The sequence below is a fragment of the Algibacter sp. YIN40 genome (genome assembly GCF_057219435.1).
The window spans coordinates 185774-200786 of sequence record NZ_JBXVVC010000001.1 but is presented as its reverse complement, the minus strand read 5'-3'; the positions used below and the strand labels follow the sequence as shown (position 1 = coordinate 200786).

Sequence of the window (15013 nt, the reverse complement as noted above, 5' to 3'; positions counted from 1 at the left end):
AATCCATTTTAAAATTTTTATCAAGTAACAATAACTCCGATAAATCATTTCAATATCTAGCTGCATTGGGGGCTGGTTTATACCCTTTATGCCATTTATACAATTACAATTTTACATTAATGAATTCTTGGAGTCAATTCCTGGGTTTCTTATTGTTCTTTCTTCTTATACCAATAATCTCATTCAAACTATTATTTTTTATGTTTGATAAAATCATATTTTTTAAAAGATATGCAAAATATATAATCCCACTTTTAAATTATAGCAGTTTCGCTGCTTATTTGGTTATAATAACTTATGGTTTTCATAAAGCTTTTTTGCTTTTATCTTTATTATTAGCATTGATTTTTACCAAATTCATGTATAAGCATGTTCGAAAAATTATTGTATTTCAAATTCTATTATCATTGATTGGCTTTACCAGATTAATACCAGACTTTTATAAATATTTTTCTTATTCTAAAGAATGGATGAAACCTTTAGATAATATTGAGTCTGTTAAATTTAAGAAACATCATAATATTTACTTAATTCAACCTGACGGTTATGTCAATTTTTCTGAATCGAGTAAAGGATATTATAGTTTTAATAATAGTGAGTTTCAAAATTTCTTAGCTGATAATGGTTTTAAATCTTATGATGATTTTCGTAGCAATTATTACTCTACGCTAAGTTCCAATAGCTCTATGTTTGCTATGAGCCATCATTATTATAATAACACTCAGTTTTCAAATAGAGAGCTATATGCTGCAAGAGAAGCAATAGTAGGTGATAATCCAGCAATTAAGATTTTAAAAAATAACCAATACAAAACTATTTTGTTATTAGAATACTCTTATTTGTTATTAAATAGACCTAAACTATTTTATGATTATTGCAATATTGATTTTAATGAAGTTTCGTTTTTCGGAGATGGATTTAAAATTAAAAGAGATATTAAAGAAGATTTAAATAAATTGATTGATATAAACTCACATACTAATAATTTTTATTTTATTGAAAAACTAACACCAGGTCACATAAATAATCCAGGTTTTGTTGAAGAAGGTGATAACAGAGAAGTGTATATAAAAGGTATTAAAGAAGCTAACATTTGGCTAAAAGAGGTAGTGAATCTTATTTTGAGCAAAGATAAAAACCCTATAATCATTATAGCAGCTGATCATGGTGGTTTTGTAGGATTCGATACTACACTTGATAGTTTTGAAAAAGCTTCAGATGAGAATCTAATTAAGTCTATTTTTAGCTCGATGCTAGCAATTAAATGGCCAGAGGAGGCGCCGGATTTTGATAATGATTTAAAAACGCCTGTAAATTTATTTCGGATATTATATTCATATTTGAGTGAAGATGAAAGTTATTTGAAATATATGCAGGAAAACAAAAGTTTTATTCAAATAAATAAGGGTGCTCCGGCTGGCGTTTATGAATATATAAATGAAGAAGGAAAGATTGTTTTTAATAAGGTTTTAGAATAAAAACATGACATTTGATAACTAGGTGATGAGCATAAAATTAGTCTTTTTAGTGAATTTATTGCTTATATTCGAAAGTTCTCTTTTTGGTGTTGAAGGTGATAATTATTTAAATTAATTTATTTTTTCAATTTAAACATGATTAAATTCTTAGACTTAAAAAACAGTAATGCTCGGTTCCAAAATGAATTTGAAGGAGTATTTAAGAATTTTTTAAATTCAGGAAGCTATATTTTGGGTGAGGAAGTTTTAAAGTTTGAATCAGAATTTAAAACTTACTGCGGAGCAAAGTTTTGTATAGGCACCAGTAATGGTCTAGATTCACTACGTTTAATTTTTGAGGGTTTTAAAGCATTAAGTGTGTTAGAGGATGGGGATGAGGTTATTGCGCCAGCAAATACATATATAGCAACAGTTTTGGCTATTAGCAATGCAAAGTTGAAACCTGTTTTAGTTGAACCCGATATCCATAGTTTTAATATTGATCCTGCCAAAATTGAAGCCAAAATTACCACTAGAACTAAGGCTATATTAGGAGTTCATCTATATGGACAATTATACAATGTTAATGCTTTAGAAAGATTATGTAAGACTTATGATTTAATTTTGATTGAAGATGCTGCTCAGGCTCATGGTGCTATCTCAAATGATGGGAGAAAAGCTGGAAATGTTTCAGATGTTGCTGCTTTTAGCTTTTATCCAACAAAAAATTTGGGGGCCTTGGGAGATGCTGGTGCTATTACAACAAATAACTCTAAATTAGCAGAAGTTATATTGAAACTTAGAAATTACGGAAGAGTTTCATCTTCGTTAAATGCAATAAAAGGATTTAATTGCAGATTAGATGAATTACAAGCTGCTTTTTTAAGAGTAAAATTAAAGTATTTAGATGCGGATAATAATAAACGAAGGTTAATAGCGCAAAAATATATAAATAAAATTGATAGTGAGTTTATTACCGTGCCTAAATATGATGTTATAGATGAACATGTCTTTCATTTGTTTGTTATAAAAAGTGCCTATAGAGATGGACTTAGAAAATATCTTTTTGAGAATGAGGTAGAAACAATGATTCATTATCCAAAAGCGATTCACAAACAAAATGCGTATAAGGAATTTGGCGAATTAAATTTGCCAATAACAAGCAAGCTACACGGTGAAATATTAAGCATACCAATGCACCAAAATTTAGAAGAAATTGAAATTGAAAGAATTATATATCTATTATCAAATTTTAACCAATCTCCACGACATAAATAGTTTTTGCAGGCTGAAAACAACTCATATAAACAAATCTTAAAAGCTACTTCTTTATTTGGAGGGGTGCAGGTTGTTAGCATACTAGTCTCTATTATAAAAACGAAAGTAGCGGCCTTACTTATTGGGGTTTCAGGAGTTGGAATATTTGGCATTCTCATGTCAACATTAAATTTTGTCCAAGCGTTAACTAGATGCGGTTTGGATTTAACAGCAGTTAAGGAAATTGCTTCTTCAAGTAAAGATGAAAAACCGAAATTAATTAGTGTTATAAAACAATTAGCTCTAATTACAGGAGTTGCTGGAGCCATAGTTATTTTGATGTCATCTTCTTGGTTGAGTCAATTAGCTTTTAGTAACAAAACGTATACTCTATTTTTTATTACCATTTCTATTGCAGTGTTATTTAATCAATTGGCGATATGTGATATGGCAATATTACAAGGTTTGAAGTCTATAAAAAAACTAGCAAAAGTTATTGCTTTTTCAAGCTTAATTAGTTTGTTGCCAACCATAAGTATTTATTATTTTTTTGGAGAAAATGGCATTCCATGGGTTATTGTTTCTACAGCTGTAATAAGTTTTATAACTGCTAAATTTTTTGTGAATAAATTAAATTTAAAGACTACTAGAATTCCCTTTAAACAATTTGTCGAGAGTAGTGCAGATGTTTTAAAACCAGGAATACATCTAAGTTTGGCGAGTATAATAGCATTGGCAATTGCCTATATTGTTCAGATATTTATTACTAATTATGGAAGTATTGAAGAAGTAGGATTATATAATGCTGGATTTGCCATAATACATTCTTATGTAGCGGTATTTTTTAGTGCTTTAAGTAAAGATTTTTTTCCAAGGCTTTCAGAAGTGTCTAAGAATCGTACAATGGTTAATAAAATCGTGAACGAACAGGCCTATATGTTACTGTTATTAATGACACCAATTGTGATTATATTTTTAGTTATAAAACCATTCATAGTAACACTACTCTATTCTAAAGATTTTTTACCTATTCTAGGAATGATTACCTATGGGATTTTAGCCACAGCATTTAAATCTATTTCGTGGTCAATGGGTTTTATTTTAATTGCGAAAGGTGATTCAAGATTATATTTAATTACAGAAGTGATTTCTAATTTTTTGTTACTCATTTCAATAATTATTGGATATAATATTTATGGATTAACAGGTCTTGGTGTGGGATACTTAGTTTATCATATAATTGATTTTTTATTTATTAAGATTATTGTTTCTAAGAAATATAATTTTCATTTTAATTCAAACTTCAATAAACTTTTTTATATCTGTACTTTGCAATTTATAATTATAACTGGTCTGTTTTATATAGAAGATGAAATTATTAAGAATACTTCACTGGTGTTACTTATTTTGTTTTCTTTGTCTTTTGCAATTTACAGGTTGAACAACCATTTTAGTTTAATAAATTTATTAATTAGAAAGTTAAAAAAATAGTGATTTAAAATCTTTTCAGTTTGAGTATAAAGGAAGTTGAAATAATTAGCATTCCAGAATTCAGGGATTTTAGAGGGGGGTTGTCATTTATTGAAAAGGGCGTTCTACCTTTTGATATAAAAAGAGTATTTTTTCTCTATGATGTGCCCGCAGATGAATTTAGAGGGAGGCATGCTCACATTGAGCATTATACATTTTTGGTTGCTCTTAATGGTAGCTTTAATGTTACTTTAATTGACGTTAATAAAAACCAAGAAGTTATTAAACTGGATAGTCCAAATAAAGGGCTTTTAATACCAAATATGGTTTGGCATGAGCTTAATAAATTTTCAAACGGGTCGGTATGTTTAGTTTTAGCCTCCGACGTTCATAATGAAGAAGATTATATAAGAGATTTCGAAACTTTTTTAGGCAATTAATTTCAAGAATCTTTCAAGCTTAATCGCGTTTTTTGAATTATTAAGTTCTTCGCTTTTCGTATTCGAGCAATATTCCTAACAAATTTATATTGACTTGCAAAGTAATGAATATAATCGTAAATATTTTTCGATTTTATTTTCGGAAACAATTCTTTTCCTAATTCTTTTTTATGAAAAGACCCAGCCAAATGAAGGATGGTTTTATAATGTTTTTGCTCGTAATCATTACTAAGAGATTTACTAAAATGATATTTGGATTTAAAATGATTAAATAAATTTAGCATTTGCTCCCTTTGAAAAATATACCTATCAAAACCATTATTATACGAATAAGATCTATCATGTATTCTATAAATAAATAAGGATTCATCAATCCTATCAAAGTCACAATTAGCGGCCATATCAACTAGAATAGGGTAATCTTCTATTGTAATATTTTTATCAATATAAGTAGCGAAATCCACATACTTTATTATAAATTCTCTATTGAAACATGTCCCAATGGGGATTATTCTACCTAGGAAAATTGAATCTTTATATTGATTCTTTGAGGCTCTAATAGTATGCTTATTTACATAATGGTTTGTAGTCTTTTTAGTCTCAAAATACTTGTCATAACCGGAGTCGACAAAACCTAAATTAGGTTTCTTTTTAAAAGTATTGACTAACTTTTCAAATGCTAATTCACTTTTTATTATATCGTCACCATCAAAATTAAACACGTATTTACCTGTGCACCTGTCTAATGTGCTTTTAAAGTTTTTTAGAATTCCTAATTGATTGGCATTTGTACTTATATTAAAAAGTTTAGGATGTTTTTTTTTGAATGATTTTACTATTTGAAATGTTTTATCAGTTGAGCAATCATCACCAACAACTATTTCAAAATTAAAAGAGCATTTTTGTTTTATTATGGAAAGTAAAGTATCTTCAATATAATCTTCACTATTATAAGTTATCAGTGCTATTGACAATATAACCATGTTAATAAGGTTTTAAGCTAAGACAAAAACTAGATATTAAAACTTTGTTAGTTAAAATAAATCAGCTAGATTACTTGGCCATTTAAAATGTTATTTTAGTAAAACAAATATAATTCAATATTATGATTTTAGAGATTCTTATCAGTACTATGAATAGAAAAGATCTTTCTTTTCTTGATAAGATGTTTGTAAATAATAATATGGATGATTTTCAAATTCTAATTATAAATCAAACCACTCCTGATAGTATTCTTAATTCTGATTTAAATAATATTCGCATTATTAATAGTTTTGAATATGGCCTTTCAAAAAGTAGAAATTTGGCGATTAAAAATGCCACAGGGGATATTTGTTTAATCGCAGATGACGATGTAGAATACTTTAAAGGTTTTGAAAAAATAATTGCTAATGCATATGTGCTTCATAATGATGCAGGTGCTATAATATTTAATTCTGAAATAAATGGGCATTCAAGAAATCCTAAATATCTTTTGCAATCGAAAAGAATAACGAGAATTAAGGAATGTTTTAGTGTGACTTCTGTGGATATTTCTTTTCGTAGAAAATCTATTCAGAATTCTAATATCAAATTTAATGTATTAATGGGCTTGAACAGTCCTTTTCTGTCGGGAGAAGAGTATGTGTTTTTGAATGATATCCTAAAACAAACTAAAATATATTATGAGGATAAATTAATTTTGCGCCATAGCGCCATAAGTACGGGAACAAAAATTAACCCGATGCAGATTATTCCAAATTATGCAATTCAGTATCATTTGGTATACCCAAATATGTTTTATTTTAAAGTTATGAAATTGATATTTCATTTATTACTTAAGAGAGAGATACGCATTTCTGAAATTCATCTTATATTCTCAATGTGTTTAAAGGCCAGAAATAAATATTTAAAATTAGAAACTAACTAATTAACAGCTATTTGTAAGCCGTCAAATATAAATTGGTCATTAATAACCAGCGCTGAACTGTTTTGGCAATTTGTAACATACTCGCAGGAGAATTTAAAAGCAATTTTTGCTTTAGGTTCAAATTCTTTAAATCAATTTCCTTTTTCAATTTATGGTATAAGTTAAATTGACTATGGATTTTACACCTTATTGCAAGTGCATATCTATTAATATCTAAATACAATTTTAATTGTTGATTTGATTTTTCTTCTGCACCGTAACTATTAATAAATTTATATCTAACCTCATTCGTTTCCTGTTTTGAAAGACTATTGTCTATAAATACTTGATATGTCATAGTGGTTTTTGGGTTGAAGCACACTTTGTATTTCAATGCAAAGCGAATCCATAAGTCAATGTCCTCAGCTATTTCAAAATTCGAGTTATAACCTCCGATATCTTTAAAAGATTTTTTTAAAAAAGTAACTGAAGAAGACGAAGGAATAAAGTTAATAATATTGGCTTTAAAAAAGTCTTTGACAATCAAACATTCATTATTGTAATTAAAATTAAAAGTAGCCGGCTTCACAAAGCTCCCATTATAATTAATCTCATAATTATTGCAATATAACCCGGCTTCTGGAAAAGCTTCAATAAGTTTTTTTAACTCCTGGAGATGATTTTCATACCATAAATCATCTGCGTCAAGAAGGGCGATGTAATTAGAGTGTGCTTTTTCAATTCCAAAGTTTCTTGCTACTGAAGCACCTTGATTTTTTTGTTTGTAAACTTTCAATCTTCCATCATCGAAAAGCTCAACTACTTTTAAGCTGCTGTCAGTACTTCCATCATCAACTAAAATAACTTCATAGTCTGTAAAAGATTGATTAAAAACACTTTTTAATGTGTCTTCTATGTAATCTTCTTTATTGTATAACGGAATAACTACTGAAAAAAAAGGCATTGGTTTAATTTTACCTGGTAAAAATACTTTAATTAGAAGAGAACTAAAAGAGACTGATTAAAATAGAATAAATCGCGGAATAATTTTTGTGTAACTTTATCTTAAAAATAAAGTTATGAAGTTTTACAGAATATTTATTCTATCCCTACCTTTTGTTTCCTGTGCACCCATTTATGTGAATTATGATTTTGAAAAAAACACAGACTTTTCAAAATATACAACCTACAACTATTTTGGCGACACACAAACAGGGTTAAGTGATTTTGATACAAAACGTTTATTTGATGCGCTAGATTTAAAGATGCAAGTAAAAGGATTTGCACTCTCGGATAAACCTGATTTTTATATAGATATAAAAAGTAGCGAGTTTCAAGCAGCGCAAAGAAATACTGTTGGAGTAGGAGTCGGTGGAGGCGGAAGAAATGTTGGTGGTGGAATTTCAATTGGTTTACCTATAGGACAAGCAAATGTTAATCGACAGATTATATTCGATTTTGTTGATGAAGGCGGTATAGGTTTATTTTGGCAAGCAGTGAGCGAATCAAGCTTTAATCCTAATGCTTTACCCGAAAAAAGAGAAGCAAGATTATCTGCAATTGTAGAAAAAGTTTTGGCAAAATATCCACCAAAATAATATGACAAAAAAAAGAGGCTTTTATAAAAGCCTCTTTTTTTATTTTACCCAGCTAGTAAATCTTTATACTTGTCTTTATAGCCATAAAGAGTTAATACGTTTAGAACAATTAGAGCTAAAGCACCTGCGATACCTTCAGGAGCTAATGTTGCATGAAATAACACCGCATTTAAAGAAACACTCATTAATATTAATGTTAATAAAGCACCGTATTTGTTAAAAATTAATGCTAATCCTGCGACAATTTCAACAATGGCAACTAGGGTTATTACTTTTGCTGAAGATAAGGCTCCGAAATAAGCACCTGCAGCTTCAGGCATTTCTCCCATATCCATAAAATGAAAGAACTTATTAAGTCCAAAAAATAAAACAAAAAGTCCAAGAAGTATTCTTATGACCATAAAAACTTTTGAATTCATAATAATGTGTTTATTAGTTAGTGAATTGAAAGATAGTAAATTAAAAACATATCTCACCTCGGAGTTTAGTCGTAATAAATTCGACGAGATAACAAATACCTTTAAATTCAAAGAAAGAATTAGTAGTTGTCTTTTAGGTTTTCAATGAAAGATCAATTATTTTATAGTAATCCTAAGCCCTTCACTGTTGCTGCTGAATTCTGGAGCATACATACTTTGTATAGTAGTAATACCATTACTCATATTACCAGCATTATTCACTCTTAAATCGTATTCAAAAACATAAATGCCTTTTGGTAAATAGTCAAAAAAGAAATTTGTTGAAGCATCTTTTATACTCTCATAATAGCCTAAACCATCTTGCCACTTATATTGGCTTAGAACATTTATAGGTTCTAAACCAGAAGCACGCAAATCTTTCATATGTATAAATTCCATGTTTCGGTCACTTCTTAATTCTATGCGAACTCTAACTAAATCACCAACCTTTAAATTCGTTTCAGTATTGATTTCTGAAATTTCTTCACCAGTATCTGTATTGGTTTTAAGGAATAGCTTTTTCTCTAGTTTAAGCGGTGTTTCTGCTGAAGTTATTTTATCTAAATCCTCAAAATATTGCCAGTATAAACTTCCCCAAGCAATGCCTTTGCCTTTTTTGGTGATTTTCACTTCCCCCATTTCTGGTTTAATTTCAGAAGTACTCCAAGCCGTTTTGTAATAACCTGTTCCTGCTTCAACATTTACATCTTCTAATTTAGAAGGGTTAATTTGTTGTCCGCCAATTATAATTTCCACCATATCGGTAACCGATAACCAATCACTACCCTGAAGTAATAAAGCATAAACAGCATCGGTGGTTGCTTTGGTTGTTTTCCAACGGTTTGTTTGCTTGTTTTTAAGCAACCATATTTTTAGATTATCAATTGTTTCAAGATTCTTCGCTTCGCTCTGAATGACAGATCCAGTTTCAGAAAAAACTTCAATTAATAAAGCTTGTGTTTCAATTGGTGCCTGATACCAATACCATGAATTGGTGTTGGATTTCCAATACATACCTAATTCATCCGAAGTAATACTTGTTTCTTTTAATGATTTCAGAATTTTACTTGTCGTTTTTGAATCGTTCATTCTATGAGAAACCAATGCCATTAATCCTTTTGAGTATAATGAACGACTTAACCAATATTGTTGAATTTGTGTTTGATAAAACTTGCTAATCTCGATAACTTCGTCTGATTTTTTAATTCCTGGATAAAAGCTTCGCATATATAAATAGTGCAGTTGTGTATAGCTTAAATGGTCTTTATTCAAATCCACTTTAGCATTATACTTTCGTATGTCTTTATATTCTTTTACAAATTGAGCATCTAAATAGTTGATGGCCTTTTGAATCATCTGAGACCCTTCGACTGCGCTCAGGGTGACATTCAACTTTTTCAAATGTCCAAAACCAGTTATAATGTGCTGTGTAATGTATCGGTTTTCATATCCGCCATTAAACCAAGACCACCCACCAGTAGGCATTTGATTGTTTTTTAGTTTCCTAATAGCCGATTGCGATTCGTTATTCATTTTATTTAAATCGAATAAAAGCGCAATTCGTTTTTTCTGTTCGGTTTCGCTTTGTGCATCACGTAACCAAGGTGTTTCTTGAATTAAAATAGATTTGAGTTCTTGATTTTTTTCTAAGTTAGAAAGTACAGCATCAGTATTTCGCCATTGATTAAAAACCTCTTGAATTCTAGGATTTGAATTTGCAATATGACTCGCTAGAGCATTTGCATAATACTTTGAGAATGTTTGTTCGTTACATTCATAAGGATATTCCATTAAATAGGGTAGTGCTTGCACTGCATACCATGCAGGATTGGAAGTCATTTCTAAGGTAAGCTTATGATTTTTAAGAGTTGTAGAGGTATTGGTTTTCAACTTATCTAAAGTGAACGTTTTAGTTTGATTGCTTCGAATCCACATAGGCAGTGTCTCTGTTACTAACATGCGGTTAGATAAAACAGGAAGTGCATTTTGTTCGCCATCGCTAAAAGCTTCCGATTTAGCAATTACTTTATATTGAACTGCTTGAACGTCGTCTGGTATTGACAAATCCCAAGATACTTGTGTGTTGCCTTTAACATCTACAATAAAATCCCTCTCTGGCTTTGCTATCTCTCCCGAAGGGAGAGAATTATCGGAATTAAGAATAAGCTTTTGAGATATATTGTTTCCAGAAACAGCATCAGTTAAAATTAAAACAGCTTGCCCTGAAAGTTGGTTTTCTGTAAGATTAGCAATTTTTGAACTTATGGTAATGTGATCACCTTCACGTAAAAATCGAGGTGTGTTTGGAATTACCATAAGCTCCTTTTGGGTTACGGCTGTTAAAGATTGTGTTGCACTTTCTAAAGTTTTAGTATGCGCTAACAATTGTAATTTCCATTGGGTTAAAGCTTCAGGAGTAGTGAAACTGAAACTTACGTTTCCTGCTTCATCTGTTTTTAACTGCGGAAAGAAAAAAGCTGTTTCTTGCAGATTTTTACGAATTTTAATGTTGTCGAAGTTTGATTTTTCTTGTTCATTTTCCGAAACACTATCATATAAACCTTCCCCTTCATTTAGTTGTTCTACTGAATGTTTTTTCGACTTTTCACCGTAACCAACAACTACAACTTCATCCAAGTTATCATCACTTTCCATCATTAACACAGATTCTTCAACTTCCATTTCATTTGAAACGATTTGAACACCTGCGACACGACCACTAAGTGCCTTAGAAACACTCGCATTACCTCTAATTCTTATTGACCGGTTGTATCCAAAACTAAACCCAAACCAATTCAATTGGTCATAGGCTTGTTGTGAATAATTAGCCCGAAATCTATCTTGATATACTCTAAAATTTCGTGTTCCAAAACTTTGGTTAGCATTACTGCGGCTGTTAGAATAATATATTGGCTTGTTAATTGGGTTGAATGTCCAAGTATGGGATTTAAATTGATCTAAAGAGGCATCGTACATACTTGCTAATAATTCGGCGCTTACCTGCTCTCCTTTTGGACCTTTAATTTTAAAACTCCATGTTTCATCGGTTCCTGGTTGTAATTTGTCTCTAAATGTCGTGGTTTCAATCTCTAAATTCGTTTTTGGATAAGGCACAGAAATAGCCTGTGTTCCCGATTTAAAACCATTAAACGCAGCAAAACTATAATGCACAATAAAACCACCTATATCTTCTTTTGTCACAGGAATGGAGATGGTTTTTTTATTATTACTCAGTTGTATAATTTCGGTGCTAATTATTTTTTTATCTTTTTCAATTGATACAGTTACGGCTACATTTTGAGCAGCCGAAGCTATTGTTATTTCCGCCAAATCTCCAGATTCGTAACTTAGTTTGTCTGTTGAGATATTAAATAATTGATTGTCTGATAGGGTTTTATCTTGACTACTAAATAGGTCAATTCTAGTCTGGTCTTTTACTAATTGGCTAAACTTATCTTTACTACTTAATGTGATTATGTATTGTCCTGATTCCCAATTTTTTATTTTGCCAAGTTTCAGTTCTTTAGAATCTTTAGTGTTAAATGGTTCTTCAAAAACTAAAGCTCCTTTTTGCCAATTATTAGGGTTGTCCTCATCTTTATACGCATCATATGGGAAGTGATTTTTAAACGTTTCTTCTGAAAGACTTTGGTAATCTGGAGCTGCCCATGGCCGTTTTCTTAAAACACTATTTGGTTCTTTTAACTTATAGATTTTAATGATTCCTTTTGCTGTAACAAATTCGCCATTTAGGTTTTTGGTGTCAATAGAAATTTTGTGATCTTTTTTAGTTTTATCTAAAGTTTCGTGAATAATCATGTTAGCAGTTAATGCATGATAACCAACTTTTACAATAGTTGTCGCACTTCGAGTTTCACCATTTATATCGGTGACATCTGCGGTGATTTCATAATTAAAAATGGGTAAACTACTTTTATCTACACTTTGGTCTGGCTGTGCATTAAAAGTAATGTCAAATTCACCTTTATCGTTAGTAATACTTTCTCCATGAGCAATTTCTTGTGGTTCACTTTTAAACCAAGGACGATACCAGAAATACCATCCCGGATATTCCACTTTTCTATGCACTCTATATACCACTTTCGCATCGGTAATATTACTACCTGCATAAGCTAGAGCATTACCTTTTACCCTTACAGAATCATTAATTTTAAAGGTTTCTGTAACAGGTTTGAATTTAGTTTCAAACTTAGGTCGCTTATATTCTTCAACAGAGAAATAATGGTTTTCTCTTATGGCACCAATCGTTGAATATATTTCAATGTAATATTGTCCATTTAGACCATTATTTGGTAAAATAAATTCGCCAGAAATCGAGCCAAAATCATTGGTCTCTAAATCTAATTCAGATAGTTTCTCTCCATTAGTATTATGTAAAGTCGCAAAAATTGTTTCATTAGTAAGAGGTTCAGACTTCCCATTATTCTTCTTAACTATTATTGATTTAAAATATACGGTTTGACTAGGTCTGTAAATACTTCGATCGGTAAACAAGAAGGATTTATAATGCGCTCTTTCTTTTTGTTGCTTATAGTTTTGGCTTATAAAATAATCACCAAAATAGGCTAAATCATTATTGCCTTTTACTTTTACTTCTACATTTCTTAACCAACTATTGTCTTTCTTAATTTTAATTTGCCCTAAATTATTAGTAGTATAATTTTTAGAAATTAAGTTTCTATTATTTCTTGATTTATAAGATAATTCGGCATTGGTATTACTAATAGGAGCACCATTATTCCTATCTATAACTTGAAATATTTTGTATTGAGATGTTTCAGTTTCTGCTAATGCCATATTTGTAACCTGTATATTAGCAAATGCAAAACTTTCTGAACTATCAGATGGTTTTACAACAATTAGATACAAGCCATTATTGAGTTTAGGTACAAGTATTTCAGTGGTGTGTGTTTGGTAATCATTTTCGTTTCGAAGTCTACTATTCCATGTTTTGTATGAATTCAGATTGTTTATAAAGACTAATTGTTCGTCTTTTCTGTAAGTGTTTTTAAATTTTTCAAGTTGATTTTTATTTAGTTTATAGATATTAAATTGAATTGAATTTAAATTTTTATAACTAACTAATAAACGCGAATGCTTTTGAATAGGTAAATAAGCTTCTGCCGTTATTTGAAGTGTTGGTTGTTCAATTTGTTGCTTTAAAATAGCACATTTTTCAGCCCCTTTGCTTTCAGAGAAATTCTTAAGAACGGCATTACAAATAGTAATGGCATCTTTTGCTATCCAACGGTTTTTATCATCTAAATTGTTATTGTATTGTTTACTTTGTTGAAAATAGATAGCTGCTATTTCAAAGTCATATAATGTCGAAACTTCATGATTTTTCAATTTATCTTTTTCAGCTTTAAGGGCATTCAGAAGAATGGTTTCTTTGTCGTTATATGTTGCATGCCGATTTACAAATTTTAAACGTTCAATATTTACTTCAGCTAAAGCCAAAGGTGATTCATCCTTTAAATGGAAATGAATTAAATCTTGATAAATTTTTAAGGCATTAAGCTGCAGAGATGCAGAGTCTTTAGACTTAATGGTCAATTTAGAAAACGTTTCAGTGTTGGCTAAAAAATGGGAATTGTCAATCTCAAACTTATAAGCAGGTTTCGTAATATGTGTTTCGTTTGTTTTATAAAATGCTAGAGCATTATGACTTAAAAAATCAAATAGAGTTGGTCTGTAAATTTTGGAATCTTTTTGAAGGTTAAGTATTTCATTATAATCGTCTAAAGGCTCTAATTGTAGCATTAAACCATTTTGTAATGAGTTTTGAAAATGGCTATGGATTTCGTTAAAAAGTGTTTGTAAATCCCATGTTCTAAAGTCTTCGGTATCTACTTTTTCAGCTGTTTTGGTTCGGTTATAAAATTGCCACCTGTGTTGATTAAAATATTGCCAATACAAATTCGCAAGAATACTTTCTAAAACATTTTTTGTAGGGAATTTGCTTTTATCAATTTCAACTTTAAGATCACTAATAATTTTTAGTTGTGCGTCTTCCTCCAAAACCAATGCAAACTTGCTTTTAAAGAGCATGGTTTTTATGAGCTGAGATGCATTATCTTCTTTTTTTGCCATTTCTGAAATTTGCTCAACAATATCTAAAGCAGACTTTGGTAATCCATGAGTTTCTAGCTTTTCAACTATCACCCATGAGTCATTATAGTTTTTCGATTGGGCATTAGAAAAAGAAGCAAAAAGTATAATCATTAAGAGGGACAGTGTATATTTCATGTCTTTAAATTTATTACCAAATTACTTTCAAAAGCTATACCAAAAAACAACTAATGTGCGAATTATGTATTTGGTTGAGTGAAGTTAGGTTTTTTAATTATAAAATAGAAGTGAACTTTTAAGCGTTATTATTAAAATTTGCTCACGAAAGGTTATTTTTGTGCTTTTCGACTTA

The 15013-nt window shown here is 30.1% G+C and carries 10 protein-coding genes; 6 read left to right on the top strand and 4 right to left on the bottom strand.

All coding sequences use genetic code 11. The features are described from left to right. Positions 1-359: 359 nt before the first annotated feature. From AC2D6V_RS00970 to AC2D6V_RS00955, 4 genes are all read left to right on the top strand, one after another. Positions 360-1478 (top strand): hypothetical protein, encoded by a 1119-nt coding sequence (locus tag AC2D6V_RS00970; RefSeq protein WP_484646171.1) that lies wholly within the window; start codon positions 360-362, stop codon positions 1476-1478. Positions 1479-1613: 135 nt separating this feature from the next. Then, entirely contained in the window at positions 1614-2735 is a 1122-nt protein-coding gene (locus AC2D6V_RS00965) for a DegT/DnrJ/EryC1/StrS family aminotransferase (protein ID WP_484646170.1), read from the top strand. A 3-nt stretch (positions 2736-2738) separates the two neighbouring features. Next, complete coding sequence (locus AC2D6V_RS00960) at positions 2739-4205, top strand: oligosaccharide flippase family protein (RefSeq protein WP_484646169.1); 1467 nt, start codon at positions 2739-2741, stop codon at positions 4203-4205. A 20-nt stretch (positions 4206-4225) separates the two neighbouring features. Next, complete coding sequence (locus AC2D6V_RS00955) at positions 4226-4624, top strand: sugar 3,4-ketoisomerase (RefSeq protein WP_484646168.1); 399 nt, start codon at positions 4226-4228, stop codon at positions 4622-4624. A 2-nt stretch (positions 4625-4626) separates the two neighbouring features. On the opposite strand, the gene AC2D6V_RS00950 is transcribed toward AC2D6V_RS00955, so the two are convergent. Beyond that, the gene (locus AC2D6V_RS00950) at positions 4627-5607 is read right to left on the bottom strand and encodes a glycosyltransferase family 2 protein (protein ID WP_484646167.1); all 981 of its coding nucleotides are present in this window, start codon (positions 5605-5607) and stop codon (positions 4627-4629) included. A 149-nt stretch (positions 5608-5756) separates the two neighbouring features. On the opposite strand from AC2D6V_RS00950, the gene AC2D6V_RS00945 reads away from it, so the two are divergent. After that, a complete protein-coding gene (locus tag AC2D6V_RS00945; protein ID WP_484646166.1) occupies positions 5757-6533 on the top strand; it encodes a glycosyltransferase family A protein in 777 nt (258 codons plus the stop codon). A 7-nt stretch (positions 6534-6540) separates the two neighbouring features. On the opposite strand, the gene AC2D6V_RS00940 is transcribed toward AC2D6V_RS00945, so the two are convergent. Further along, on the bottom strand, positions 6541-7476 hold the full coding sequence (locus AC2D6V_RS00940; RefSeq protein ID WP_484646165.1) for a glycosyltransferase family 2 protein: 936 nt from the start codon (positions 7474-7476) through the stop codon (positions 6541-6543). 115 nt (positions 7477-7591) lie between these two features. Between AC2D6V_RS00940 and AC2D6V_RS00935 the strand changes: the two genes are divergently transcribed. Continuing rightward, positions 7592-8110, top strand: coding sequence for a DUF4136 domain-containing protein (locus tag AC2D6V_RS00935; RefSeq protein WP_484646164.1), 519 nt, complete (start codon positions 7592-7594; stop codon positions 8108-8110). Between the two features lie 44 nt (positions 8111-8154). Here AC2D6V_RS00935 and AC2D6V_RS00930 read toward each other — a convergent pair whose 3' ends face one another. Beyond that, the gene (locus AC2D6V_RS00930) at positions 8155-8529 is read right to left on the bottom strand and encodes a DoxX family membrane protein (RefSeq protein WP_484646163.1); all 375 of its coding nucleotides are present in this window, start codon (positions 8527-8529) and stop codon (positions 8155-8157) included. Positions 8530-8685: 156 nt separating this feature from the next. Next, entirely contained in the window at positions 8686-14838 is a 6153-nt protein-coding gene (locus AC2D6V_RS00925) for an alpha-2-macroglobulin family protein (RefSeq protein WP_484646162.1), read from the bottom strand. Positions 14839-15013 lie beyond the last annotated feature (175 nt).

Coding starts and splice junctions, on each gene's coding strand:
- AC2D6V_RS00950 (WP_484646167.1), bottom strand. CDS start 5,607: ATGGTTATATTGTCAATAGCACTGATAACTTATAATAGTGAAGATTAT.
- AC2D6V_RS00945 (WP_484646166.1), top strand. CDS start 5,757: ATGAATAGAAAAGATCTTTCTTTTCTTGATAAGATGTTTGTAAATAAT.
- AC2D6V_RS00970 (WP_484646171.1), top strand. CDS start 360: ATGTATAAGCATGTTCGAAAAATTATTGTATTTCAAATTCTATTATCA.
- AC2D6V_RS00925 (WP_484646162.1), bottom strand. CDS start 14,838: ATGAAATATACACTGTCCCTCTTAATGATTATACTTTTTGCTTCTTTT.
- AC2D6V_RS00930 (WP_484646163.1), bottom strand. CDS start 8,529: ATGAATTCAAAAGTTTTTATGGTCATAAGAATACTTCTTGGACTTTTT.
- AC2D6V_RS00940 (WP_484646165.1), bottom strand. CDS start 7,476: ATGCCTTTTTTTTCAGTAGTTATTCCGTTATACAATAAAGAAGATTAC.
- AC2D6V_RS00965 (WP_484646170.1), top strand. CDS start 1,614: ATGATTAAATTCTTAGACTTAAAAAACAGTAATGCTCGGTTCCAAAAT.
- AC2D6V_RS00935 (WP_484646164.1), top strand. CDS start 7,592: ATGAAGTTTTACAGAATATTTATTCTATCCCTACCTTTTGTTTCCTGT.